The sequence below is a fragment of the Streptomyces radicis genome (genome assembly GCF_003626575.1).
Lineage (GTDB): Bacteria > Actinomycetota > Actinomycetes > Streptomycetales > Streptomycetaceae > Streptomyces > Streptomyces radicis.
On sequence record NZ_RBDY01000025.1, the window covers coordinates 75,691 to 98,482 of the forward strand.

Consider the following 22,792-nt stretch of genomic DNA (forward strand, 5'->3'; position numbering starts at 1 on the left):
CCCCCATAACGGGGCATACACCGCAGGATGGCACGCCTGGCCACCGTCGGCCCCGGGGACACCGCGACCACCCTCCGTGGCTCACGGAACCTTTTCGACGGCGTCACCCCACCGCCCTCGCCGATCTGACAGAGTGGCGCGCACCGAGCGCGCGACCGAACGGCGGAGGGAACAAATGACGGCTCGCACAAGGGCGTTGGGCCTTGTCGCCCTCGCGGTGCTCGCCGTGCCCGCGTGCGGCTCCGACGGGGGCGCGCCGCCCGACGGCGACGCGCCACGGCCCGTGCGGACCGGCTCGACCGAGGCCCCGCCGCCCGAGCCCGAGGTGGACCTGACCGACCCGTCACCCAGCGAGGACCTGACCGAGCCCCTCGCGCCACCGGAGCCCTCCCCGACCCCCACGGAAGAGCCGATCGAGGACCAGACCCCCGACCTCGAGATCCCGGGACCCCCCGATGTCACGTTCGACCGGGAGCCCGAGGCGTGCGAGATCGGCGACGACCAGTGGGACGACTATCTGCGCGACTGGTGCGAGGACGCCTTCGGCGACCCCCGATAGCCGCGCGCGGTTTCGACGCTCACGCCGATCGTTGACCGGGGCCCGGCCCCGGTGGATCCGGGATCGCTGCGCGGCGTTGCGCCGAGGCTTTTCGGCTTGCGCCGAGGGAACTGGTCGCCTCCGCTCGGTTGTTCGCCGGGGGCGGGCTGGCGCCGGGGCGGTGTGTCCCCTTCGGGTGAACGCTGTCGCCCGGTCGTTCACCGGGGTCCGGTGCCGTTGGGCCCGGGTTCGCTGCGCGTCCCGCGCCATCGGCATCTGGTCGGTTCCCCGGCCCGGCCTCGGGAGTGGTGCCCTGACGGGCGCCCGCCGCCCGGCCGTTCGCGGGGTCCGGTGCCGGTCAGGCCCGGGATTGCCGCGCCCCGCGCCCAGGCCGCAGCGGCCACCCGCCGCCCGGTCGGCGGCCGCCGCCGCGTCCTGCCCCCGGAGGGATACGGCGGCCGCCGCGTGCTACCCCCGGGAGGGGTGCCGCCTCCGCTCGGTTGTTCGCCGGGGGTGGGCTGGCTCCGCGTCGGCGTGTCCCCTTCGGGGTGAACGCGGGGGTTCCGGTGCCGTCGGGCCCGGGTTCACCGCGCGTCCCGCGCCATCGGCACCTGGTCGGCTCCCGGGCCCGGCCCCGGGAGTGGTGTCCTGACGGGCGCCCGCCGCCGGGTCGTTCACCGGGGTCCGGTGCCGGTCAGGCCCGGGTTCGCCGCGTGCCCCGCGCCGAGGCGGCAGTGGCACCCGCCGCCCGGTCGGCGGCCGCCGCCGCGTGCTACCCCCGGAGGGTTTCGAGCAAGCGCAGCCAGATCTCGCTCACCGTCGGGAAGCACGGGACCGCGTGCCACAGGCGGGCGATCGGGACCTCGGCCGTCACCGCGATCGTCGCCGCGTGCAGCAGGTCGCCCGCCTGGGGGCCCACGAACGTCGCGCCCACCAGCACCTCGCGGTCCAGGTCCACCACGATGCGCGCCCTGCCCCGGTAGTCGTCGGAGAACAGCGAGGCGCCCGCGACGTTGCCCAGGTCGTAGTCCACCGCGCGCACGCGGCGGCCCGCGCGTTCCGCCTCCTGCGCCGTCAGGCCCACCGAGGCCGCCTCCGGCTCGGTGAACACCACCTGGGGCGCCCCCACCGTGTCCGCCGTCGCGGCGTGCTCGCCCCACGGCCCGTCGTCGATGGGCCCGCCCGCCGCGCGCGCCACGATCGCCGCCCCCGCCACGCGCGCCTGGTACTTGCCCTGATGGGTGAGCAGCGCGCGGCGGTTGGTGTCGCCCGCGCAGTACAGCCAGCCGCCGTCCACGCCCCGCACCCGCAGCGTCTCGTCCACATCGAGCCATGCGCCGGGCTCGATGCCCACCGTCTCAAGGCCCATGTCCTCCGTGCGCGGCTTGCGGCCCGTGGCGAACAGCACCTCGTCCGCCTCCAGCGTCTCCCCGCCCTCCAGCGTGAGCGTCACGGGCCCCGTCGCGTGCGCCCGGCGCAGCTCCGCCACCGACGCGCCGGGGCGCACGTCCACGCCGCGCGCCGCCAGGCCATCGGCCACCAGGTCGCCCGCGAACGGCTCCATCCTCGGCAGCGGCCGTTCCCCGCGCATCAGCAGCGTCACCTTGGAGCCGAGCGCGCTCCACGCCGCCGCCATCTCCGCGCCGACCACGCCCCCGCCCACGATCGCGAGGCGGTCGGGCGCCTTGCGCGCCCCCGTCGCCTCGCGCGGCGTCCACGGGCGCGCCTCCGCGACGCCCGGCAGCCCGGGAACGACCGCCGCGCTGCCCGTGCACACCGCCACCGCGTGGGTCGCCGTCAGGTCCACCGTCCCGCCGTCAGGGGCCGCGACCGTGACCCGGCGTTCCCCGGCCAGCCGCCCATGGCCCCTGATCAGCTCGATCCCCGCCGACTCGAGCCACGCCACCTGCCCGTCGTCCTGCCAGTCCGAGACGAACCCGTCCCGCCGCGCGAGCACCGCCGCCACGTCGAGCTGCCCGCCCGCCGCATGGCGTGCCCCCGCCACCGCCCGCGCGGCCTCGAGCGCGGCGGGCGGGCGCAGCAGCGCCTTGCTGGGGATGCAGGCCCAGTACGAGCAGTCCCCGCCGACGAGTTCGCTCTCGACGATCGCCGTCCGAAGGCCCGCGGCGGCGGTCCGGTCGGCCACGTTCTCGCCCGTGGGACCTGCGCCGATGACGATGACGTCGAACGCCCTGGACTCGCTTGGCTCGCTCATGCGGGTGCTCCTCAAGGTGTGCCGGGAGGGTGTGCCGGGGGAGGGGAGGGGAACGGTGGAACGGGTCCCACCGTAGGCCGCCCCCACACCTTCCCCGTCGTGGCCCCGCCGGGTGTCGGCGCGCTGTTCCCGGGTACTCGGCGGCGATGGCGGGTTCCACGCGGGCGAACGAGGGCGCAGGGCCCGAGCGGTACGACGCGGCGCCCTATGTGCCCGAGGGCGCGGACCTGGCCGCGCTGCGCGGGGCGGCGGCCGGGTGCGAGGGGTGCCCGCTGTTCCGCGACACCACGGGCACCGTCTTCGGGGCAGGGAACGCGACCGCCCGCGTGCTGCTGGTCGGCGAGGAGCCGGGCGACCAGGAGGACAGGCGCGGCGAGCCGTTCGTCGGGCCCGCGGGGCGGCTGCTGACGCGGGCGAGGACCGCGACGCGGTGTACGCGGGCCTGGTCGCCGATCTGCGGGTGGCGGCCGAGGCGTTGACGGGCTGAGCCGGGCGCCGTCCTGGCCCTCGCCGTCGCCCTCGCCCTGATCGGCGGCGTGGGGGTGTTCCTGGTGGCCCAAGGTGGTGCTCCCCGAACGGATCGGATTCTTCGAGGAGTTCGCGCTGTTCAACGAGAACGCATGGGAGTTCGCCGCGAGCGCCGCCACCGCGTTGGGCGTCGACACCCCGGGCCGCACCATCGCGGGCAGCTCCGCACCCCGACGCCGCCGATCTCACCGCGGCGGTGCGCGACGGCGCGCGGGTGGAGGTCACGGCCACGGGCGCCCCGTGACGTCACGCGCCGGGCAGCCGCCCGCCCGCCGGTGCCGTGAGCAGCTCGGGCACCGCGCGCCAGGCCGCCGCGCGCAGGGCGGGGATCGACGCGTCGGGCACGGACCGGTGCGGCCAGCGCACCCGCGTGCCGACCGTCGACCAGTCGCCCACCGCGCACAGCGCCTTGTCGAGCGCCGGGTCGCAGTACCCCTCGGCGGCCAGCGGCGCGATGTGCTCGTCGAGGAACGCCCCCAGCCGCGCCTCCAGTTCGGCCGCGGCCTCCGGGTCGGTGCTCATCCGCTCGTACCAGCGGACCGCGCCCGCCGGGCTCATGCAGGAGACGTTGGAGTAGGAGCCCGCCGCGCCCTCGCGGTGCGCGCCCGCGAGCGTGTGCCCGGCGACGAACACCGCGAACCGCTCGGTCAGCCCCTTCGCCACCGCGATCCCCGGCACCTTGAGCCCGATCACCGCGGGCAGCGCGTCGGCGACGCGGGCCAGCAGCTCGGGGCCCACCCGGGTCTTGGCGTACGGGGGGTTGTACAGCACGAGCGGCACCCCGTCGGCCGCCTCCGCCATCCGTTCGAGCGCGGCCAGCGCCTCGGGTGGGCGCAGCGGCAGCCAGTCGGGCAGCACGACCTGGATGGCGCCGGGGCGCAGGCGGGCGGCGCGGGCGATGCGGCCGAGCGAGATCTGGCCGCTCGGGTGGCTGGCGCCCAGCTGGAACGGCATCCCCGCGGCCGAGCACCGCGCCGCGACCAGCTCGTGCAGCCGGTCGTACTCGTCCTCGGTGAGCGTGTGGAACTCGCTCGCGGTGCCGTTGGTGTACACCCCGTGCACGCCGGTGCTCAGCAGCGTCTCCAACGTGCTGTCGAGGCGGTCGAAGTCGATGGCCTCGCTCATGGTGACCGGCAGCAGCAGCGGGGACCAGATCCCCCGCAGGCCGCGAGATGTCAGTGCCCGCATCGTCGTCTCCCGGGAGGGATTCCTCGGCCGCAACGCCGGACATCGTACGTCGGGAATCGTCGGTCGGGAGGGGTCGCCGTGGACCGTTGTAGCGTCCGTTGTGGGGCGACGAAGGAGGGGGCCGTGGCGGAGGGCGTTCGGCACGAGTGGGCGCGCGCGTTGATGGCGCGGCATCTGGCGCGGATCGCGGCGGACCGGCCCGAGTTCGCGGCGCGGCCCGCGTGGCGCGCGCTCGCGGGGCCCGCGGTGGCTGGCTTCGTGCTGAACGCGGACGCCCATCCGCCGCGCCCGGGGCAGCTGGGGCACACGTTCCGGCGGTTCGGGCCGCTGTCCGTGCTGGTGAGCGTGTTCGGGACGGCGGACGCGGCGGCGATCAGGGAGTATCTGCCGGGCGGCTATCTGCCCCATCTCGACCATCTGGCACGGGAGTCGGGCGCGCGCCTCGGCGGCCCCGACGTGGCGCACTGGCTCCTCGGCCACGGCCGGGACGGACGCACGGTGGCGCACCTGGCGTTCATCCCGGCGTCGAGCTCGGTGCGGGCGCTGGTGCCGTGGGACCTCCTGTCGGAGGATGAGCGGGCCCTGGGGGTGTCGCCGGGGGACGGGTAGGGCGATGGCGGCTACGGGCTGGACGCCCCCACAAAGGGTGCGCCGTTTCACAAGGGCAACTTTTACGCCTTGATCGGTGCGGCCGACCTGGCGGCCCGCTCGATCCTCGCGCAGTGGGCCGCGCGGGCTTCCTCGTCGATCGGCTTCTCGTGTTCGGCGCGCAACCCGGTCCGGCCGTCGAGGCCCTCGCGCAGGATGTCGGCGTGCCCGGTATGCCGGATGGACTCGCCGAGGACATGGACCATGATGGCGAACAGGTTCGTGTCGGCGTAAGGCTCCTGCCACCACGGGACGTGGCCGGGGGCGTCGAGGGGAAGCTCGTTGATCGTCGCGTCCGAGTGTTCCCACGTGCGCCGGTAGAACGCGATGATCTGATCGCGGGTCTCGTCCTCGGTCGCCCACAGATCGCTGCCGTCGGAGTCCTGCCACCGGGGCAGTGGTTCGGGGGAGGGGCGGTCGAAGACCTCGCCGAAGTACCTGGCCTCGACGGTGGCCACGTGTTTGACCAGGCCGAGGAGGTTGGTCCCGGTCGCCGTCAAAGGTCGGCGGGCGTCGTATTCGGACAAGCCGTCGAGTTTCCAGAGCAGCGCCTTGCGGTCGCGCCGCAGTCTGCCGTACAGGTTGTCTTTCGCGTATTCATCGATCACGCGGCACGAGCCTGCCATGGGCTGCTCGTGGTCTCAAAATCCCCTGGCCATGGCCGCCGCCCCCTCCCGTAGGTGCGAAGCCCTGACCCGCGCCCCTCCACACCGGACACCCGGCCGACGGCGAACGGGAGGACGGCCAGCCGTCAGCCGCCCCCGCCACTGCCCCCCTCGGGCCCCCGCCGCGGCCCCGCGAGAAACGTCAAGCTCACCCCCACCGCCACCAGCGCGAGCCCCAGGACCGCGATCCGCCCCCCGGGCGCGAAGCCGTCGACGGCGATCTTGGCCAGGCCCGCGGCCGTCGCGCCGATCCCGGCGACCAGCGGGACCGGGGCCCACCGCCCGGCCACGCCCGCGCCCAACGGCAGCTTCCGCAGGGGGCGTTCGGCCCACATCACGCCGAGCGCCAGCGGCGCGAGCACGATGGCGAGCACCGCGACCCACGCCACGCGCAGGGCCACCCAGGGGCCGGAGCCGATGTCGGGCTGGGGCGCCACGCCCGTGGGATAGAGCGTCAGGGCGATCAGGATCACCGGGACCATGTGCCACAGGTACACGGTCAGCACCGCGCCGTTGAGGCGGGCCAACCGCCGTAGTCTCGCGGGCCGTTCGAGCCGGGGCGCCATCCGGGGCTCGGCCGTCAGCAGCAGCCCGACCTGCGTCGCCGCGAACGCGAGCAGCGCGATGGACGGCGGCGCGGTGTTGTTGACGCGCAGCCCCGCGCCGATCATGTCCACAGGGAAGGGCCCCGGCCACAGCAGCAGCGTCAGCAGCACCGCGCTGACCCCGGCCAGCGCGGCGGGCAGCCAGCGGGGCCGCGTCAGCCGCCGGTCGAGCCACGAGAAGCCCCACTGGTGGATCGCGCCCCACACCAGCAGGTAGTTGGCCGCGCCGACCACCGGGACGTCGCCGCCGACCCGCGCCAGGTCGACGGCCCCGGCGAGCGCCGCCATCACCGCGGGCACGGCGAGCCCCCATCTGCGGTGCGCGGCCAGGAGCAGCGGCGTCAGCAGGATCAGCGCCAGATAGACCGGCAGGAACCACAGGTGCAGCGCCACGAACCAGCCCGCACGGTCCAGTTCGCGCGCGGGCGCGCCCGCGACGAGCGCGACCGTGACGCCGAGCGCCGCGACCACCACATAGACCACGACGGGCCACAGCAGCGCCATCGCCCGGGCCCCGACCCACGCGTGCCACGGCGTTCCGCGCGCGTGGTGGGACGTCCATGAGACGGCGTTGACATAGCCGCCCACCGTGAAGAACACCGGCAGCACCTGGAGCGCCAGCGTCACCCAGCGGCCCCAGCCCACGTACTCCACGGAGTTCCTGCCGCCCAGGTGCCCGTGGTGGTAGGTGATGTCGGTCAGCAGCCAGTGCCCGACCACCACCGCCGCGATCGCGCACACGCGCAGCAGGTCCGCGTAGTGGTTGCGGCCAGGTCCCCGTGTCGGGGGGTGGGGCGGCGTGCGGTGTCCGGGGGCGTTGTCCACCCGTTCAGCGTCGGGGGCGGCGCGTGGCGCGGGGGCGGGGCGCGCCGCCCGCCGGGTCCTGGTGGTCCGGATGGAAGACAGGGAGGCCATCGGGGGACCGCGCGCGCCCGTTGCGGTAGTCCGTCGGCGCGGCGCCGTGGTGCCGTTTGAACGCCACGCTCAGCGAGAACGCGTTGGCGTACCCGACGCGCCGGGCCACCGCGTCCACGGTCGCGTCCGTCTCGCGCAGCAGATCCGCCGCCAACGCCGCTTGCCAGCCCGCGAGATACGCCATCGGCGGCTCCCCGACCAGCGCCGTGAACCGGCGCGCGAACGCCGCCCGCGACACCCCCGCCACCGCCGCGAGCCCGGCCACCGTCCAGCGGTGCGCGGGCCGTTGGTGCAGCAGCCGCAGCGGCTCGCCCACCACCGGGTCGTCCAACGCCCGGTACCACGCCGGGGCGTGCGCCCCGGGGCGGTCGAGCCAGCCGCGCAGCGCCGCGATGAGCAGCAGGTCGAGGAGCCGGTCGAGCACCACCTGCTGCCCTGGGCGTTCCCTGCCCACCTCATCGGCGGCCAGGTCGAGCAGCGCCCGCGTCCCGCCCTCGCCCGCGCCGAGCACCAGCGTCCGCGGCAGCACCGCGAGCAGCCGCTCGCTGACCTCGCCGCGGCGCTCGTACCCGGCGCTCAGCAGCACCGCGGCGCCGTCCGGTCCTGTGCCGCACGTGCGCGGGCCGAGCGCGGCCATGCCGTTCGCGGCCTCCTCGCAGTGGTCGGCCGTGGTGACAAGGCGACGCGGGGGAGTGGCGGGGTCGTCGGCCACGGTGAACGGCGCGGGCCCGCGCACGATCGCCAGATCCCCCGGTCCGAGGGGGAAGGGCTCCTCGCCGTCCCCCGGCGGAACGAGCCACGCCCGCCCGCGCACCATCGTGACCAGCGAGAGCTGCGCCCCGCTCGCCCATGACTCAGCGAACCGCACACCAGGGAATCGACGAGGGAATCGACGAGGGCCCCTTTCTCGTCATCGGCGGCACCGGCACCACGGGCCGCAGGGTGGTGGCCGGGCTGCGGGCGCGTGGCGTGGCCGTCCGCGTCGGCTCGCGCTCCGGCACGCCCCCGTTCGCCTGGCACGACCGCGCCACCTGGGACGCCGTGCTGACGGGCGCGCGCGCCGTCCATGTCGTGCCGCTCGACGGCACGATGCTCACCAGGCCGCTCCTGACGCGCGCCGTCGCGGTCGCCGCGCTCACCGAGGACGGCCACGCCGGGCGCGTCCATGAGCTCTCCGGGCCCCGCGCGCTCACCCTGGCCGAGGTCGCTGGCGAGATCGCCGCGGTGACGGGCCGCCCGCTGCGGTACGTTCCGCTGACCGTGGCGGAGTACACGGCCGAACGCGTCGCCCGCGGCTGGTCGGCGGCCGACGCCGCCTACGCGGCCGAGACCTTCTCGCCCCTGTGCCGCGGCCTCGACAGCCATCTGTCGCCCGGCGTGCGCGAGGCCCTGGGGCGGGAGCCGCGCGACTTCGCGGCGTTCGCGAGGCAGGCCGTCGCGGAGGGCGCCTGGGACACCTGACGCCGCTCAGCCGACGATCCGGTACCGCACGTGCGTGGCGGCGGGCGTGGTCACCGACTCCACCGGCTCCAGGTGGACATGCCCGCCGTCCAGGGGCCCGAACAGCCGCGTCCCGCCGCCGAACACGACCGGCACCACATGGATCGACACCTCGTCGGCCAGCCCCTTGGCCAGCACCTGGCGCACGACGTCCGCGCCGCCCATCACCGAGACGTCCTTGCCGCCCGCGACCTCCCGCGCCCGCTCCACCGCGGCCTCGATCCCGTCCGTCACAAACGTGTACACGCCGCCGTCGGGAAGCCGCTCGGGCACGGAGTGCGAGACGACGAACACCGGCACGCGCGCGGCGCCCGAGGGGCCGTCCGCGCCCCACCAGGGGAGCGAGTGGTCGAACGTGCGCCGCCCCGCCACCACCGCGCCCGTCCCCGCGCTCCCGCGCTCCAGGACGTCGCGGTCCCGCGAGTCCGCCCCGAACGCCCATGTGTGCAGCCGCTCCCCGCCGTCCCCGAGCGGCTCGTCGGGGCGCACCCCCGAGGCGGTCACGAATCCGTCCAGGGACATGCTGATGTCGATCGCCACGTTGCTCATACAAGGGCAGACCCGGCACGTCGCCCGAACTCATCGCCCCCGTCCGGCGATCGGGCGAGCCCGTCGAACAGCACGGTCGTCAGCGGGTCTCCGGGGCGCGCGCCCGGTCGGCACGTCGCCGTGCGCAGCATCCCCAGCACGTCGCCCGGCGCGATGTCTCCCCGCAGCGTCCCCTCCCGCTGCGCGGCCACCACGAGCGCGAGCAGCAGCGCGTCGCTCTCCTCGACGAGCGCGGTGACGGAAGGGAGCGGCGCCGCCGCCTCGGCGAGCGAGGCGGTCAGCGCGAGCGGCAGCTCGGCGCAGCGCGTCACGACCCGGCGCAGCGCCTCGAAGCGCGTCGGGGCCGCGCCCTCGGTGGCGCTCTGGGCGCGGGCGAAGGCCACCAGGTCGCCGAGCGCGGTGAGCGCGATGTGCTCCACGAGCGCGCTCCGGTCGGGGAAGTGCCGGTAGAGCGTCCCCACGCTCAGCCCCGCGCGCCGGGCGATCTCCTCCATCCCGGCGGCGGCGCCGCGTTCCGAGAACGCCGCGAGCGCCGCCGCGACGATCACCTCGCGGTTCCGCCGCGCGTCCGCCCGCATCCGCCCCGACCTCCCTCCGCGCGCCCGCCTGTTCGGGTGTCGAGGATAGCCGGGGCGAGTTAAGGTGAATATACGATTCACCTTGAGGGAGGGCCCATGCGTGTCGGTGTGTATGCCGCGAGTGGCGAGGAGAACGTGGAGGAGGTGGTGGACCTGGTGCGGGCGGCGGCCCAGGCCGGGCTGGACAGCGTCTGGCTCAGCCAGGTCTTCGGCTGGGACGCGCTGACCCTGGCCGCCCTCGCGGGCCGTGAGGTGCCCGGCATCGAGATCGGAACGGCCGTGGTGCCGACGTTCCCCCGCCACCCCATCGCGCTGGCCGCGCAGGCGCTCACCGCCCAGGCCGCGACCGGGGGCCGCCTCAGCCTCGGCGTGGGGCCGAGCCACCGGGCGATCATCGAGGGCGCGTTCGGCCTCTCGTACGACCGGCCCGCCCGGCACACACGCGCATACCTGTCCGCGCTCGGGCCGTTGCTGCGCGGCGAGGCCGTGGAGTACCGCGGCGAGGCGCTCTCGGCCGTCGGGACGATCGAGGTGCCGGGGAAGGTGGCGCCGCCCCCGGTGCTGCTCGCGGCGCTCGGCCCCGCGATGCTGCGGATCGCGGGCGAGCTGGCCGACGGCACGGTCACCACATGGGCCACGCCCGCGACGATCGCCGACGACATCAGCCCGCGCATCACCGAGGCGGCGAGGGCGGCGGGCCGGGGCGCCCCTCGCGTCATCGCGGGCGTCCTCGCCTCGGTCACCGGCGACCCGGACCGCGCGCGGGGCGAGATCGCCGAACGGCTGGGCCACGCGTCCGACCTCCCCAGCTATCGGGCCCTCCTCGACCGCCAGGGCCTCGCGGGCGTGGCGGACACGGCCCTGGTGGGCGACGAGGAAACGGTGGCCGCGGGCCTGCGCGCCTACGCGGACGCCGGGGCGACCGACGTGCTCGTCAGCAGCACCGGCAGCGACGCCGAGGAGACGGCCCGCACCTTCGCCCTCCTGTCCGCCGTCCGCCGCGACCTGAACGGTCAGAGCGCGTCGGCATAGCCGGGCACGGTCGCGGTCCCCGACCCGACCACCCAGACGCCGCTCCCGGGCGCGGTCTCCGCCGACCGCGCCCGCAGCGCCGAGACATCGAACGCCGGTGGCCACCGCGTCCCGGCCTCCGACCAGCGGACGCGGGCCAGATTGACGCGGCGGAGGTCGGCCCCGGAGAGGTCGGCGTCGGTGAAGTCGTCGAAGAGTGCCAGCAGTTCGCCGCTTCGGAGGCCGGGCAGCGGTGCGCCGGTGGTGGCGGTCACGGCCTCCCTGAGATCCGCGACATACAGCGTCTCGACGCGTTGGGAGACCTCTGCCATCGCGACGGGGGCGTATCCGGCGATCGCGTTGACAACCTCCTCGCCCAGGGCGCCGAACGAACGTGCCCGGCCGAGGGCCCGTTCCACCTGCGCGTCCTCGTGGAATCCCCGATATCGGCCGAGCCCTCGGCCGATCCCGAGCACCAGCCACGCGGCGGGCTCGAGGCCATCCGGGAGCCCGGCAGGGATGTCGTGGGCGTCCCTGCCGCGGGTGATGACCTGGAGGTGGTCCGCGATCGCCCGGTGCCCCAGTTGCCGCAGGCGGCGGTCCGCGTCGGCGAGGGCCGCCCTGCCATCGACCGCGAGCAACTCGACGATCACCGCGGCGGCCTCGATCGCGCGCCGCTTCTCCCGGCCAGCGGAGGCGAGGAACAGCTCATGGAGACACGTCTGGACGCGCACGAGGGCGCGGTAGGCCGAGAAGATGTCCCTGCGGGAGCGCAGCCGCATCCGACGGGCCGGGGAGAGCGAGGAGAACGCCGTGTCGTCCGGCGAACTCCCGTCCCCGGGCGCCGGGTTCGCCGCGCGGCGCTCCTTCGGACGGACGATCGCCGCGAGGCCCGCCTCGATGTCCAGGACCGTGTGGAGCCCGTCCACCGCCGCCTCGTGCCGGGACGGCAGCAGCGCCTCGCGCAGGCCCGCCTCCACGTCGAGGACCGTGGCCAGGTCGTCCGTCGGGCGGTCGTCGTTCACCGGTCCTCCTCCCTCAGCTGTGCCACCGCCGCGCGGCGGGCCTTCAGGAGGCTCGCCCGCACCGCCTCCGGGGTCATGCCCAGCTCCTCGGCGATCTCCGCCGGGGTGTACCCGCCGAGCGTCCAGGCCATCACCTGCCGCTGCCGGTAGGGGAGTTGGACCAGCGCCCGCAGGATGTCGTGGCGCGTCTCCCACTCGGCCGCCGCGTCGGGGCGGGGGAGCAGCGACGTCGGCTCGGGAACGCGCTCCACCGGCTCCTCCCTGACCTCGGCGATCCGACGGATCAGCGCCCGTGACGCCACCCGGTGTGCCCAGGCGCGCGGGTTGTCGAGGTCGGACCAGCGCTGGTACGCCTTGATCAGCGTCTCCTGCGCAACGTCCGCCGCCACGGAGAGTGTTGCCCCCTGGTTCACGAGGAACCCCACGAGGCCCGGGACCGTCGCCCGGTAGAACGCGGAGAACTCCTCGACGAGTGCCTCCCGTTGGGCCTCGCGTAACGCCGGGTCCTCAACGGGCCGTTCATGGTCGGTCATCGCGCGTCGCCGCCCCTTCCGCCACGGCGCGGGTGATCCGCAGCCGCAGCGCGTCGTCGTCCAGCTCCAACTCCTGCCCGTCCCCGAGCCCTTGGGCGAGGCGGACGACGTAACGGCGGCGGGCCCTCTCGTGGCGCAGCCGCAGCAGGAGCGCGAGCAGCGCGCACCCCTTGGCGACGATGACCGCGCCGATGGTGAGCGCGGCCGTTGCCGGGTCCATGGGCGTCCCCCTCCTCGAAGTCCGCACGCCCTTCGGGGAGTAGAGCCCTGGGACGCCGTCAGCGTGAACCCGCCGTCCCCGATTTCTCCAGCAGCTCCGCCGTGAGCCCGGCCAGGCGCCCCGCGGCGGCGCGCGGGAACAGCTTGTCGTCGGACGGGAGTTGAGTGCTGAGGTGGTACGCGCTCAGCGCCGCGTCCGGCGGCGTGTCGAGCAGCCGCAGCAGCGGCGGGACGACGGCGGACGCGGGCTTGGCCAGCGCCTTCTGCCGCTCGATGTGCGCGGCCGTCGCCGCGTCGTACTCGCCGGTGAAGCCGGTCGACGTGGTGTCCGGGTGGAACAGCACATAGCGGATGCCGCGCGCGCCATGGCGTTCGGCGAACGTGACCCCGAGCAGGTCGTTGAGCCGCCCGGCCTGGAACATCGCGCGCACCCCGTCGTAGGCGCGGGCGCTCTGGAGGTCGTCCCAGGCGATGGGGGTGGGGTGGCCGGGGCCCGCGACGTTGACGACCACCGCGTCGCCACCGGCCGCCAGGGCGTCGACGAGGCCCTCGCCGATGAGCGCCCGACTCAGGTAGAACAGCGCGAAGTTGTGCTCGAGCCCCTCCTCGGTGACCACCCGCCGGATGCGGAAGTATCGCGCGCACAGCACGAGTCCGTCGACGCGCGGGTGGGCTTCGAGGGCGGCGAGCGCGCGGCGGGTCTCCGACATCAGGGCGAGGTCGGCCCACAGGAACGTCACGCTGCCCGGCAGGTCCGCCGTCTCCCGCGCCAGCCGTTCGCCCTTCTCCCGGCTGGTGCCGATCGCCACGGCGTGGTCGCCGCGCCGGGCCAGCGCGCGGGCGAGGGCGGCGCCGATCCCGTCCGTGCCGCCGGTGATCACATATCTTTTCCCCACGGTCATGACAGCGCGCTCCTCCGGTCGGAAACGATCAGGTCCTGGGCGGCGGAGCGCGCCAGCCGCTCCGCCGCCTCGGGCGTCAGGGGGCGCGTGCCCACCAGGGTGAGTGCCTCGATCGGGCCGATGAGCAGCGCGAGGAACCGTTCCGCCGCCCTGGCCGGATCGCCCGTCGGCAGGCGCCCCGCCAGCATCAGGCGGGCCAGCCGGTCGGCCAGCGCCTCGGTCAGGCGCGCCGCCCCGGTCGCCCGCTCGATCTCCACCAACTCGGGGAAGCGGCCGATCTCCGCGTGGATCAACCGCCGCAGCGCCCACGCGCGTTCGTCGGTGTGCAGGCGCAGCAGCTCACGGCCCACGCCCTCCAGGGCAGCGCCCTGGTCCTCGGCGCCCCGTCAGGACCTGCCAGCGGCGTGAGCGCCGCCAGCCGCTCCCGCGCCGCCGCATCGGCCGCCTCCGCCACGGCGTGCCGGAAGAGGGTCGCCTTGTCCGTCAGGTGGCTGTACACCGTCGGCTTGGCCACGCCCGCCGCCGCCGCGATGTCCCGCACACACGCCTGCGCGTACCCGTCCCGCGCGAACACGGCGAACGCCCCCGCCAGAATGGCCCGCCGCTTGTCGTCCCGCACCATGCCCCGCCTCCTCCTGAACCAGCAGGATAGCTCAACTGAACCAACGGGTTCAATTCCGGGGCGAGCGCCCAAGCCGCTTGACTTCAAGCCAGATTGAAGTCCGAAGCTGGTCCCCATGAGCCCCATGACCACAGACATCGACACACGGACGCGCGACGCCGAGATCGAGGCGATCCTGCGGGTCGTCGCCGCGGTCGAGCACGCCCAGAACAACGAGCTGCCCGACGCGTTCCTCGAACTGTTCCGCGCCGACGCGATCTGGACGACGGGCGGCGGGCAGCGCCTCTTCGGCCGCGACGCGATCGCGGCGTTCACGCACCGGGTGCTCCCCGGCGGGATGCGGGGCATGTCGGTCGCGTTCGAGCTCGAACACGTCCTGTTCATCCGCCCCGATGTCGCCGCGGTCAAGCTGCGCCAGCTCTACCGGACTTCGGAGGGGACGGACGTGGGCACCCCCCTGTGGATCCTGGCGAAGGAGGACGGGCACTGGCGCCTGACCGCCTGCCAGAACATGGCCGCGCCCGACGACGAGACGGAGGCACAGGACCGCCCGGTCTTCGGCTCGGCGACGTGAGACCGCGGGCCCGTCACAGCTCGCTCGCGACGCGCGACCGCAGCGCCACCGCTCTCGGGTCGTCGAACGCCGCGACCAGGCGCAGCACATCGCGCCGCAACCGCCGGGCCTCATCGGGGCGTTCGGCGTCGAGCGAGGCGGCCAGCCCGTCCAACGCGACGGCTTCGCTCCAGGCGTCCCCCAACTCCCGGTGAACGACGGCCGCTTGCCGGTGGAACGCCGCCGCCTCCTCGTGCCGCCCGAGCCGCGCGTACACCGTTCCCGCCCCGTGCCACGCCCGCGCCTCACGACCCCGGTCCCCGAGGCGGCGATGCAGGGCGGCCGAGCGCTGGTAGGACTCCTGCGCCGCCCCGAGGTCACCGAGCGCCCGCTGCGCGTCGCCCAACGCCAGGAGCCAGAAACCCTCAAGCGTGTGATCGCGCAGCTCCAGCGCGATGTCAAGCGCCTGCCGCGCCGAGCCGAGCCCCTCCTCCGGCTCGCCGCGGTCGACGTGCACCGCGCTGAGGATCGACAACGCGTCACCCACGCTCGCGCTGTCCCCTCGGTCATGGTGGATGGCCAGGGCGCCCCCGGCGTCGTCGGCCGCCTCGTCGAGCAGCCCGGCTTCGTGGCGGGCCCGGGCGCGATTGGCGAGCACGACGGCCTGCCAGGCGACGTCGGCCCGCTCCGTGAAGGCCTCCATGGCCTGGTCGAACAGGCCCTCGGCCGCCGCGAGTCGCCTTCCGCGCAACTCGAGCAGGCCGAGGGCGTTCAGCGAGACCGCCTCGCCGCGGCGGTCGCCGAGCTCCCGCCAGATCTCCCGTGCCCGCCCATGGTGGTCGAGGCTCTCCGCCGGTCGGTCGAGCCGCCGGTGGACGATGCCGAGGCCGTCGAGCAGCCTCGCCTCCCCCGCGCGGTCGCCGGTCCGCCGCACGGCGCGCAGGCCGATCGTCCCGACGGGCAGCCACTCGGCGGCCGGAGCGGACGGCGGCTGCCCGTATCGCCACACGAGGGTCAGCCGCCAGGCGTGCCCGTCCCATCCCGCGGCCTCGGCGGCCCGCACGGCGGACAGGACGGTGGCCCGCTCGCGCTCCGCCCACTCGACCGCCCGGTCGTAGTCGGCGAAGGACAACGGACGTACGCCGTCGGCGTGTTGCTCCAACGGCACCCGGTCTTCCTCCGGCTCGACCCAGGCCTGCGCGGCGTCCGCCGTGTGCAGACACCAATCCAGCAACCGGCGCAGGGCCTCGCGGTGCGTCGCGCCGCTCTCCTCCTCGCGGACCAGATCCGCCGCGTACACGCGCAGCAGATCGTGGAACTCGTAGCGGTCGGGCCCTGTCTGCTCCACGAGATGCGCGCCGACGAGCACATCGAGCAGGTGCCGGGTGCGGCGCACCGGGGTGCCGACCAGCGCCGAGATCGCCTCGGCCCCGAAGTCGGGCCCCGGGTGGAGACCGAGCAGACGGAAGACGCGGGACGCCTCGGCGGGCAGCGCCCGATAGGACCACGCGAAAACGGTCCGCACCGCCTCGGCCTCCTCCTCGTCCCCTGAGCTGAGGGCGTCCCAGAGCGCCGATTCGTCCCGCAGATCGGCGATCAACTCGTCGAGCCGCATGTGCGGATGACTCGCCGCTTTCCCCCAGCCTGGCGGCTGGGAGGTGCCCCCAGCCGCGATCCGCAGGGCCAGCGGCAACCTCGCGCACAGGCGCGAGAGCTCGACCAGCTTCTCCTCACTCTCCTCCGGCCTGAACCCCGCCGTCACGACCCGCAGCAGCGCAACGGCCTCCGCCTCGGGCAGCGTTCCCAGGGTGAGGCGCTGCGCCCCATCCCTTATGGCGAGGCCCGAGAGGCGGTTGCGGCTCGTCACGATCGTCAGGCACCGATCACCGCCCGGCAGCAGCGGGCGCACCTGGCCGACCGTGGACGCGTTGTCCAGGACGATGAGCACCCGGCGATCGGCGACCACGGACCGGTACAGGGCCGCCGCGTCCTCGACGTCGTTCGGCATGGCGTCGGAGGGGATCCCGAGCGCGGAGAGAAAACGTCGCAACGCCACCTGAGCGGTGACCGGCTCCTGGGGGTCGTAGCCGCGCAGGTTGATGTAGAGCTGCCCGTCGGGGAAACGCTCCTTGATCCGGTGGGCCCAGTGCAGGGCCAGCGTGGTCTTTCCCGCCCCCGCGGTGCCCGCGATCACACAGATGGACACGACAAGGGGCTCGCCGTCCCGTCCGGGCAGCACAGCGTTCAGCTGCTCCAGCTCGTCCGCGCGATCGACGAAGCCCCGGGTGTCGCGGAGGAGTTGGCGCGGGGCGGGCCTGCCCTGTTCGCGGCCCCCGTGCTCGTGGAAGTGCACGCCGCCGCTCACGCTCCCCGCCTGCACCACGTCACGGGAGGAGCCCGACATCTCCGACCGGGTGCCACCGTGGACCTCGTCGTCCCGGCCGCCTCCCTCGGTCACCCCACGCCCTGCCCGGGGAACGGTGAGGGCAGCCGCGACACATACCGGTCGACGTAGGAGACCACGTCCTCGCCGGACGCGTAGAGGCTCTCGATCGCCTGCTCCCAGTGCCGGATGAGCCCTTGCTCGGTGAAGCGCCTGCCCCCCGCCAGCACGCCCGCGTCGGTGTACAGCACTTCGTAGAGCACCTGCCCTCCGAGCACGACCACTTCGGGCAGAAGCCCGGACTCCTCCCACGCGCGGATCCGCTCGGCCTCGACGACCCGGATTCCCAGACCCGCCTCCGCCTGCACACGCAGGGCGTGCAACTCCCACTGCATGTACGGCGTCAGCGGCGTCTCCACCACCCGCACGCGGCGGAAGGGCGTACCTCGCTTCTCGTCCTCCCGCGCGATGCCGAGCCAGTGCTCCCGCTCACCCTCCAGGAGCCTCAGGGCCTCGTCCCAGCGCCCCTGGCTCAGCGCGTCCCGGCTGGGGTCGCCCTGCTCCTCGAAGTGCTGGTTGCGCTCGAACTTCCAGGAGACATGATCGCGCGTGGCGCTCTCACGCTCCGCGAAGTCCTGGGTGTAGGCGTCCAGCGGGAGATGGGTGCCCTGCGCCGGATCGAGGCGCAGGGTGTGCACATCAAGCATCGGGAAGGTCCGCCTCCATGTCCGTTGCGGCCTCATGACCACGCATCACGCTAGCGAGCCCGGCGTCATCGTGACAACACGATGTGTGCGCCCCGCCACACGCGGTGCGGATGCGATGCCAGGGGCAGGTGGCCCCTGAGGCGACCCCATCGGGCACCGCTGGCCGGTCGACGACCTCGCCGGGCTGGCGCGCGAGGCCGGGTTCCTGGAGGTCGGCCGGATGCCGCGCGAGCGCGGCCAGGGCGAACGCCACCGCCGGGGCCGTCTGTTGATGCGCGCCCGGTAGCGGCGTGGCCGCGCGGGGCGCTCAGCCGACGGCGAGCGGGAGCCGCGCGGCCAGGTCGCCCAACGCCGCCCGCTCCTCCTCGGTCGGCGCGCGCCGTCCCGTGCCGACCAGCAGCGCGTCCCCGTCGGAGAACGAGGCGGGGAACGGTGAGTTGGCGATCCCCTCGAGCAACGCCCGTGCCGCGCCCAGGGTTTGGGCGGGCGGCTCGGCGGCCGACGGCAGGTGCGCGATCAGGTCGAGGTGGTGCAGGGTCCACTCGAGCACATACGCGGAGAGGAAGTCGCCGACGGTCAGCACCTGGTCGCGGGTGCCGACGCGGGCGGCAGGGTCGGCGAGTTCGGCGGCGCGCCCCGCCGCCGAACCCACGTCGTCGAAGTGGAATTTGAGCCAACGTGGCTCCCCGTACGCGGCGGCCAGCCGGGGGATCAACGCGTCGAGCGGGTCCTCCCCGGTCGGCGGCTCGACGAGGCTCCAGTAGGTGACCGCGTCCACGGTCGGTTCGCCATCGGCGGGCGTGACGAGCGTGATCAGCACGTCCTGGGCGCCGATGACCAGGTGGGTCACCAGGTCCCGAACGAGCCAGCCCGCACAGCCGGACGGCCGGTCGAAGTCCTCGTCCGCGGTGTCGGCGACCGCGGCGCGCAGCGCGCTCCATGAGCGTGAGAAGAGGTCCACCGCGGCACAGTAGTGCGCGGGGAGCGCACGGGGGCGCCCGCCCCCACGCGGCTCACTGCGGATGTCCATACATGTCCCAGCAGGCATATAAATGTAGCTCGTTCGAGTGATGTGTCGTTCATCTTCTTGCCGCTTCTCCCGACCGAGTGGCTCACTGGCTGATGTCCGACAGGGGGCCGCCCATCCCCCCGCTGGGGGCATCGGCGGCAGTGCCGCGATTCCCATGACGCCTCGGCTCGGCACGTTCGGTCACTGGCGTCCCCAGCATTGCGATCCGGTCCGCTGCTCCGTGCCCGCTTTCGCGGGCCACGCCGGTCCTGGTGGAGCGGCACGACTCACCACGCGACCTCAGAGGAGGTTCCGATGGCCCCTGTCATCACGTCCATCAGCCCCACCCAAGGCACGTCCGGCACCGCCGTGACCATCACCGGTACCGGGTTCGGCGCCCTCGCCAGCACGCCGACCGTCCGTTTCGGCAACACGTCCGTGACCGGCACGGTCACCGTCGCCAACACCCAGATCACCGCGACCGCCCCCGGCGGGTGCGCCGGGCAGGTCAACGTCACCGTGACCGTGGGCGCCTCCACGAGCAACGGCAGGCCGTTCTTCTACATCGCCGCGCCCACGGTCAGCGGCGTGAGCGCCAACGTCGGCCCCGACACCGCCCCACCCGCGTCGACCCTCTTCGGCAGCGGGTTCGCCTCGGCCACGGCGGTCACCTTCGGCGTCGCGGGCGCGGGCACCCTCGGCCCCGTCAGCGGCGACTCCCAGCGCTCCGTCACCCCGCCCACCTTCGCCGTCACCGGCGCCCCGGTCACCGTGAGCGTCACGGCGACCAACCCGGGCGGGACCAGCGCCATCACCGGCGCCTCCGACCAGTACACCTACTACGACCAGCCGACGGCCGCGACCATCAGCCCCAACACCGGGGCGCCTGGCGACACCGGCGTCCTCATCACGGGCACCGGCTTCTACGACGTCAGCGCCGTCACGTTCACCGACCCCGCGGGGCCGACCGACTTCGCCGCCGGTTTCGCCGCGCTCAGCGACACGCAGCTGATCGTGACGGTCCCCTCGGGCGCCCCGGCCGGAACGGCGCTCGACGTGACCGTCACCAACCCCGGCGGCACCACCACCCCCGCCCTCGTCTTCACCACCTGACCGCCCACCAGCCGCGCGTGTGTGCCCTGGACGACCGGGGCACACACGCGCCCCTCAACGGACCGGGGGCGGACGAGTCCCGCACGGCACGCGCGTCCCGCCCGCACGAGAGACGAGAGACGAGCAGAGAGGCCGTTCCATGCCACCGGCGATCAGCACACTCAATCCCGCCCAGGGCCCCGCCGTCGGCGGCAACCAGGTCATCATCTCCGGCACCGGCCTCATCGGCGCCACCGCCGTCCACTTCGGCGCGAGCTCCGCCGCCTACACCGTGGTCAGCGGCTCCTCGATCAGGGCCATCGCACCGCCGGGCGCCGGGCAGGTGACCGTGCGGGTGACCTCGCCGAGCGGGACGAGCAACGGCCTCACCTACACGTACACCACGGCGCCCGTGCTCAACTCCCTTGTGCCGGGCCAGGGTCCGACGAGTGGCGGGAATCAGGTGGTGCTCATGGGCACCGGGTTCACGGGTGCGAGCGCGGTGCACTTCGGCGCCGCGCCAGCGGTCTTCACCGTCAACAGCGGAACGCAGATCACCGCCACCGCGCCCCCCGGCTCGGGTTCGGTGTCCGTGACGGTGACGACACCGGGCGGCACCAGCAACGGCGTCACCTACACGTACACCACGGTGGCGGCGCCCACCCTCACGGACCTCGACCCCCACTTCGGGCCCACCGGCGGCGGCAACACGGTCACCATCTTCGGGACCGGTCTGACGGGCACCACCGCCGTCCACTTCGGTGCCCAGGCCGCCACCGGCATCGTGGTCGGGGGTGACAGCCAGGTCACGGCGACCGCGCCACCCGGCACCGACACCGTGGTGGTCACGGTCACCACCCCAGGGGGCACCAGCGACACCAGCACGGGCAACCCGTACTACACGTATGTGCCGCAGCCCGCCCTCGCCAGCCTCATCCCCGACACGGGCCCCGCCACCGGCGGCACCAACGTCACCATCAACGGCACGGCCCTCACCTACACCGACGAGGTCTTCTTCGGCGCCGCGCCCGCCAGCTTCGCCGCCATCTCCGACACCATCGTCGTCGCCACCTCGCCGCCCGGGGCCGGGAGCGTTCCCGTCACCGTCCACTCTCCCGGCGGCACGAGCAACTCCCTCGCCTTCACCTACGAGTGACCGAGCCGCCCCGGGGACGGAGCCCCCCCGTCCCCGGGGCTCAGCGCCGCGTCTCCGCGAAACGTCTCGCGCGCGGCGCGATGAACCCCGGGAGTTGGGAGATGTGGCGGCTGGCCCACAGCACCGTGAAGCAGCCCATGTGGAACGACTCGCCCCCGTGGAAGTGCAACAACTTGCCGCCGCTGGCGAGCGCGCTCATGTCGCACACCGTGTAAGGCCGTCCCCCGACGACGAGTTGATCGCCGAGCCTGACCGTGGCGGCGGTGATCTCGATGGCCACCATCCCGCTGGTGGGTAATCCGTGTGTCATTTACGCCTCAGCTCCTCAAGATGTGCGTCGATCTGCTTGTTCAACTCGGCCCACCGCGCGGCGAGTTCATCCGGTCGGATGGGAACGTCCCGACTCTCGCCCTCGTCTGCCCCGCCGTCGGCGGACGGCGCCTGATCCTGCGTGGTCATGGGGGTCTCACCTGCCGCTCTGAGTGCTCCGACCCCGGCGTACCGTTGGTGCTCAACTCGGCACACGGGGCGTTCTTTTCCTCAGATTGGGGCCCAAGAAAGGCGAGCGCAAGACTAAGATAATGCTCGCACGCAATTTGAGGTTCGAACGTTTGACGTGCATTTCAGGATGAGCCGATACCCCCATTACAGAACGAGCGTTGATGGGGTTACAGAACGGATGCAGGGAGGGGAGGCCGGTGGTGGAGCACACGACGGGGTCGACCGTGCCAAGGCGCCAACTGGGCTGATATCTCAGGGACTTGCGGGAAGGCGCCCGCCTGTCGGTCAAGGCCGCTGCTGCGGCCCTCGAGTGGTCGACGCCGAAGATCTGGCGCATCGAAACGGGACAGGTCTCGATGCGTACACTCGATGTGCGCAACATGTGCGAGATCTATGGGGCTTCTTCCGAAATGACCGAGGTCCTGATGGGCCTCGCGAAGGAAACCAAGGCCAAGGGCTGGTGGCACGCCTACGGTGCCTCGATCCCCGAGGGGTTCGACCTCTACGTCGGCCTCGAAGAGGCAACCTCACACATGGATGCCTACCACGACGAGATCGTGCTGGGACTGTTCCAGACCGAGGGATACGCCAGAGCCATCATCAGGGCGCACCTCAAGAACATCAGCGAGGACGAGCTCGACACACGAGTACGCCTCCGGATGGCACGGCAGGCCATCTTGACGCGAGTGACCGCACCGATCACCTTTCGCGCGGTACTGAGCGAGACCATTCTGCTGCGCTGCATCGGCGGGCCCGCTGTGATGGCCCACCAACTGGCGCACCTCGTCTACATGGCTGAGCTGGGCAACATCAGCCTGCGTGTCGTCCCACTGGCAGCGGGAGTTCACGACGGAGTGATGACAGGACCGTTCAATATCCTTCGTTTTCCGGTCACCGGCGACGGCCGGGAGACGGAACCCCCCACGATCTATATCGACGGCCATACGGGAGGCTTGTATCTGGACAAGCCGAGCGAGGTCGAGCAGTACGACGCCGCGTTCCAGAACATCTGGGAAACGGCACTGAGCGTTTTCCAACCTGGCTGGTGCGGGCCGGCGTTGGGGTGGGGGTGGGGTCCGGACAGAGGTGAAGCTCCTGGTAGATGAGTTCACGACCAAGATCACTCGCTCGACCAGGAGCTTCGTCGTGC

General features: G+C 73.7%; 26 protein-coding genes and 1 pseudogene. 9 read left to right on the forward strand and 18 right to left on the reverse strand.

Annotated elements, in window-relative coordinates:
* Positions 1-175 precede the first annotated feature (175 nt).
* The gene (locus D7318_RS24955; RefSeq protein WP_147437811.1) at positions 176-559 is read left to right on the forward strand and encodes a hypothetical protein; all 384 of its coding nucleotides are present in this window, start codon (positions 176-178) and stop codon (positions 557-559) included.
* Between the two features lie 751 nt (positions 560-1,310).
* Here D7318_RS24955 and D7318_RS24960 read toward each other — a convergent pair.
* Positions 1,311-2,753, reverse strand: a complete 1,443-nt coding sequence (locus D7318_RS24960; protein ID WP_120699449.1) for a dihydrolipoyl dehydrogenase family protein — start codon at positions 2,751-2,753, stop codon at positions 1,311-1,313.
* A gap of 146 nt (positions 2,754-2,899) precedes the next feature.
* Here D7318_RS24960 and D7318_RS24965 point away from each other — a divergent pair.
* Positions 2,900-3,169 (forward strand): annotated as a pseudogene (locus tag D7318_RS24965) (uracil-DNA glycosylase family protein); the annotation flags it as partial.
* 358 nt (positions 3,170-3,527) lie between these two features.
* Here the strand turns inward: D7318_RS24965 and D7318_RS24970 are convergent.
* A complete protein-coding gene (locus D7318_RS24970) occupies positions 3,528-4,469 on the reverse strand; it encodes a dihydrodipicolinate synthase family protein (protein ID WP_120699451.1) in 942 nt (313 codons plus the stop codon).
* 123 nt (positions 4,470-4,592) lie between these two features.
* Here D7318_RS24970 and D7318_RS24975 point away from each other — a divergent pair, with 123 nt between their 5' ends.
* Positions 4,593-5,078: a hypothetical protein gene (locus tag D7318_RS24975; RefSeq protein ID WP_120699452.1), complete on the forward strand. Its 486-nt coding sequence runs from the start codon at positions 4,593-4,595 to the stop codon at positions 5,076-5,078.
* A 62-nt stretch (positions 5,079-5,140) separates the two neighbouring features.
* Here D7318_RS24975 and D7318_RS24980 read toward each other — a convergent pair whose 3' ends face one another.
* The 3 genes from D7318_RS24980 to D7318_RS34660 form a co-directional block, all read right to left on the reverse strand.
* The gene (locus tag D7318_RS24980) at positions 5,141-5,725 is read right to left on the reverse strand and encodes a DinB family protein (RefSeq protein WP_120699475.1); all 585 of its coding nucleotides are present in this window, start codon (positions 5,723-5,725) and stop codon (positions 5,141-5,143) included.
* A gap of 143 nt (positions 5,726-5,868) precedes the next feature.
* Complete coding sequence (locus D7318_RS24985) at positions 5,869-7,212, reverse strand: acyltransferase family protein (RefSeq protein ID WP_230424053.1); 1,344 nt, start codon at positions 7,210-7,212, stop codon at positions 5,869-5,871.
* Between the two features lie 4 nt (positions 7,213-7,216).
* Positions 7,217-8,170 carry an AraC family transcriptional regulator gene (locus tag D7318_RS34660; RefSeq protein ID WP_220729798.1) on the reverse strand — a complete coding sequence of 318 codons (954 nt, stop codon included), beginning with the start codon at positions 8,168-8,170 and terminating at the stop codon, positions 7,217-7,219.
* On the opposite strand from D7318_RS34660, the gene D7318_RS24995 reads away from it, so the two are divergent.
* Positions 8,152-8,763, forward strand: coding sequence for a Rossmann-fold NAD(P)-binding domain-containing protein (locus D7318_RS24995; RefSeq protein ID WP_120699476.1), 612 nt, complete (start codon positions 8,152-8,154; stop codon positions 8,761-8,763). The two genes, D7318_RS34660 and D7318_RS24995, sit on opposite strands and share 19 nt — an antisense overlap.
* A gap of 6 nt (positions 8,764-8,769) precedes the next feature.
* Here the strand turns inward: D7318_RS24995 and D7318_RS25000 are convergent, their stop codons facing one another.
* Positions 8,770-9,351, reverse strand: a complete 582-nt coding sequence (locus D7318_RS25000) for a dihydrofolate reductase family protein (RefSeq protein WP_120699454.1) — start codon at positions 9,349-9,351, stop codon at positions 8,770-8,772.
* Positions 9,348-9,929 carry a TetR/AcrR family transcriptional regulator gene (locus D7318_RS25005; RefSeq protein ID WP_120699455.1) on the reverse strand — a complete coding sequence of 194 codons (582 nt, stop codon included), beginning with the start codon at positions 9,927-9,929 and terminating at the stop codon, positions 9,348-9,350. The genes D7318_RS25000 and D7318_RS25005 overlap by 4 nt, the downstream gene beginning before the upstream one ends.
* 96 nt (positions 9,930-10,025) lie before the next feature.
* On the opposite strand from D7318_RS25005, the gene D7318_RS25010 reads away from it, so the two are divergent.
* Positions 10,026-10,961 (forward strand): TIGR03564 family F420-dependent LLM class oxidoreductase, encoded by a 936-nt coding sequence (locus D7318_RS25010; RefSeq protein WP_120699456.1) that lies wholly within the window; start codon positions 10,026-10,028, stop codon positions 10,959-10,961.
* Here the strand turns inward: D7318_RS25010 and D7318_RS33000 are convergent.
* From D7318_RS33000 to D7318_RS34180, 6 genes are read right to left on the reverse strand one after another with little or no spacing between them, the layout of a single operon-like run.
* Positions 10,943-11,965, reverse strand: coding sequence for a hypothetical protein (locus D7318_RS33000; protein ID WP_183091595.1), 1,023 nt, complete (start codon positions 11,963-11,965; stop codon positions 10,943-10,945). The genes D7318_RS25010 and D7318_RS33000 overlap by 19 nt on opposite strands.
* Positions 11,962-12,498: an RNA polymerase sigma factor gene (locus tag D7318_RS25020; RefSeq protein ID WP_120699457.1), complete on the reverse strand. Its 537-nt coding sequence runs from the start codon at positions 12,496-12,498 to the stop codon at positions 11,962-11,964. Before D7318_RS25020 ends, D7318_RS33000 begins: the two co-directional genes overlap by 4 nt.
* Entirely contained in the window at positions 12,485-12,718 is a 234-nt protein-coding gene (locus D7318_RS25025) for a hypothetical protein (RefSeq protein WP_120699458.1), read from the reverse strand. The genes D7318_RS25020 and D7318_RS25025 overlap by 14 nt, the downstream gene beginning before the upstream one ends.
* A 58-nt stretch (positions 12,719-12,776) precedes the next feature.
* The gene (locus D7318_RS25030; RefSeq protein ID WP_120699459.1) at positions 12,777-13,619 is read right to left on the reverse strand and encodes an SDR family NAD(P)-dependent oxidoreductase; all 843 of its coding nucleotides are present in this window, start codon (positions 13,617-13,619) and stop codon (positions 12,777-12,779) included.
* Complete coding sequence (locus D7318_RS34175; protein ID WP_230424055.1) at positions 13,616-13,969, reverse strand: TetR/AcrR family transcriptional regulator C-terminal domain-containing protein; 354 nt, start codon at positions 13,967-13,969, stop codon at positions 13,616-13,618. Before D7318_RS34175 ends, D7318_RS25030 begins: the two co-directional genes overlap by 4 nt.
* Positions 13,909-14,241, reverse strand: a complete 333-nt coding sequence (locus D7318_RS34180; RefSeq protein ID WP_230424056.1) for a TetR/AcrR family transcriptional regulator — start codon at positions 14,239-14,241, stop codon at positions 13,909-13,911. The genes D7318_RS34175 and D7318_RS34180 overlap by 61 nt, the downstream gene beginning before the upstream one ends.
* 124 nt (positions 14,242-14,365) lie before the next feature.
* Between D7318_RS34180 and D7318_RS25040 the strand changes: the two genes are divergently transcribed.
* Positions 14,366-14,815: an SgcJ/EcaC family oxidoreductase gene (locus D7318_RS25040; protein WP_220729800.1), complete on the forward strand. Its 450-nt coding sequence runs from the start codon at positions 14,366-14,368 to the stop codon at positions 14,813-14,815.
* Positions 14,816-14,828: 13 nt separating this feature from the next.
* Here D7318_RS25040 and D7318_RS25045 read toward each other — a convergent pair whose 3' ends face one another.
* From D7318_RS25045 to D7318_RS25060, 3 genes are all read right to left on the reverse strand, one after another.
* The gene (locus D7318_RS25045; protein ID WP_329604632.1) at positions 14,829-17,252 is read right to left on the reverse strand and encodes an ATP-binding protein; all 2,424 of its coding nucleotides are present in this window, start codon (positions 17,250-17,252) and stop codon (positions 14,829-14,831) included.
* Positions 17,249-17,884 carry a DUF6879 family protein gene (locus tag D7318_RS25050; protein ID WP_120699461.1) on the reverse strand — a complete coding sequence of 212 codons (636 nt, stop codon included), beginning with the start codon at positions 17,882-17,884 and terminating at the stop codon, positions 17,249-17,251. The genes D7318_RS25045 and D7318_RS25050 overlap by 4 nt, the downstream gene beginning before the upstream one ends.
* Positions 17,885-18,191: 307 nt before the next feature.
* Positions 18,192-18,845 carry a maleylpyruvate isomerase N-terminal domain-containing protein gene (locus D7318_RS25060; RefSeq protein ID WP_120699478.1) on the reverse strand — a complete coding sequence of 218 codons (654 nt, stop codon included), beginning with the start codon at positions 18,843-18,845 and terminating at the stop codon, positions 18,192-18,194.
* A 363-nt stretch (positions 18,846-19,208) separates the two neighbouring features.
* On the opposite strand from D7318_RS25060, the gene D7318_RS25065 reads away from it, so the two are divergent.
* Both D7318_RS25065 and D7318_RS25070 read left to right on the forward strand, forming a co-directional pair.
* The gene (locus tag D7318_RS25065) at positions 19,209-20,006 is read left to right on the forward strand and encodes an IPT/TIG domain-containing protein (RefSeq protein WP_120699462.1); all 798 of its coding nucleotides are present in this window, start codon (positions 19,209-19,211) and stop codon (positions 20,004-20,006) included.
* 139 nt (positions 20,007-20,145) lie between these two features.
* Positions 20,146-21,141, forward strand: coding sequence for an IPT/TIG domain-containing protein (locus tag D7318_RS25070; RefSeq protein ID WP_120699463.1), 996 nt, complete (start codon positions 20,146-20,148; stop codon positions 21,139-21,141).
* Positions 21,142-21,181: 40 nt separating this feature from the next.
* On the opposite strand, the gene D7318_RS25075 is transcribed toward D7318_RS25070, so the two are convergent.
* Positions 21,182-21,451: a hypothetical protein gene (locus D7318_RS25075; protein WP_147437813.1), complete on the reverse strand. Its 270-nt coding sequence runs from the start codon at positions 21,449-21,451 to the stop codon at positions 21,182-21,184.
* Complete coding sequence (locus tag D7318_RS33005) at positions 21,448-21,600, reverse strand: hypothetical protein (RefSeq protein ID WP_183091596.1); 153 nt, start codon at positions 21,598-21,600, stop codon at positions 21,448-21,450. The genes D7318_RS25075 and D7318_RS33005 overlap by 4 nt, the downstream gene beginning before the upstream one ends.
* 302 nt (positions 21,601-21,902) lie before the next feature.
* On the opposite strand from D7318_RS33005, the gene D7318_RS25080 reads away from it, so the two are divergent.
* Entirely contained in the window at positions 21,903-22,748 is an 846-nt protein-coding gene (locus D7318_RS25080; RefSeq protein ID WP_120699465.1) for a helix-turn-helix domain-containing protein, read from the forward strand.
* Positions 22,749-22,792 lie beyond the last annotated feature (44 nt).

Bases quoted from the DNA above. Each gene is read 5' to 3' on its own strand.
- D7318_RS24955 (WP_147437811.1), top strand. From the start codon at position 176: ATGACGGCTCGCACAAGGGCGTTGGGCCTTGTCGCCCTCGCGGTGCTC.
- D7318_RS24960 (WP_120699449.1), bottom strand. From the start codon at position 2,753: ATGAGCGAGCCAAGCGAGTCCAGGGCGTTCGACGTCATCGTCATCGGC.
- D7318_RS24970 (WP_120699451.1), bottom strand. From the start codon at position 4,469: ATGCGGGCACTGACATCTCGCGGCCTGCGGGGGATCTGGTCCCCGCTG.
- D7318_RS24995 (WP_120699476.1), top strand. From the start codon at position 8,152: ATGACTCAGCGAACCGCACACCAGGGAATCGACGAGGGAATCGACGAG.
- D7318_RS25000 (WP_120699454.1), bottom strand. From the start codon at position 9,351: ATGAGCAACGTGGCGATCGACATCAGCATGTCCCTGGACGGATTCGTG.
- D7318_RS25005 (WP_120699455.1), bottom strand. From the start codon at position 9,929: ATGCGGGCGGACGCGCGGCGGAACCGCGAGGTGATCGTCGCGGCGGCG.
- D7318_RS25010 (WP_120699456.1), top strand. From the start codon at position 10,026: ATGCGTGTCGGTGTGTATGCCGCGAGTGGCGAGGAGAACGTGGAGGAG.
- D7318_RS25020 (WP_120699457.1), bottom strand. From the start codon at position 12,498: ATGACCGACCATGAACGGCCCGTTGAGGACCCGGCGTTACGCGAGGCC.
- D7318_RS25025 (WP_120699458.1), bottom strand. From the start codon at position 12,718: ATGGACCCGGCAACGGCCGCGCTCACCATCGGCGCGGTCATCGTCGCC.
- D7318_RS25030 (WP_120699459.1), bottom strand. From the start codon at position 13,619: ATGACCGTGGGGAAAAGATATGTGATCACCGGCGGCACGGACGGGATC.
- D7318_RS34180 (WP_230424056.1), bottom strand. From the start codon at position 14,241: ATGGTGCGGGACGACAAGCGGCGGGCCATTCTGGCGGGGGCGTTCGCC.
- D7318_RS25040 (WP_220729800.1), top strand. From the start codon at position 14,366: ATGACCACAGACATCGACACACGGACGCGCGACGCCGAGATCGAGGCG.
- D7318_RS25050 (WP_120699461.1), bottom strand. From the start codon at position 17,884: ATGCTTGATGTGCACACCCTGCGCCTCGATCCGGCGCAGGGCACCCAT.
- D7318_RS25065 (WP_120699462.1), top strand. From the start codon at position 19,209: ATGGCCCCTGTCATCACGTCCATCAGCCCCACCCAAGGCACGTCCGGC.
- D7318_RS25070 (WP_120699463.1), top strand. From the start codon at position 20,146: ATGCCACCGGCGATCAGCACACTCAATCCCGCCCAGGGCCCCGCCGTC.
- D7318_RS25075 (WP_147437813.1), bottom strand. From the start codon at position 21,451: ATGACACACGGATTACCCACCAGCGGGATGGTGGCCATCGAGATCACC.
- D7318_RS33005 (WP_183091596.1), bottom strand. From the start codon at position 21,600: ATGACCACGCAGGATCAGGCGCCGTCCGCCGACGGCGGGGCAGACGAG.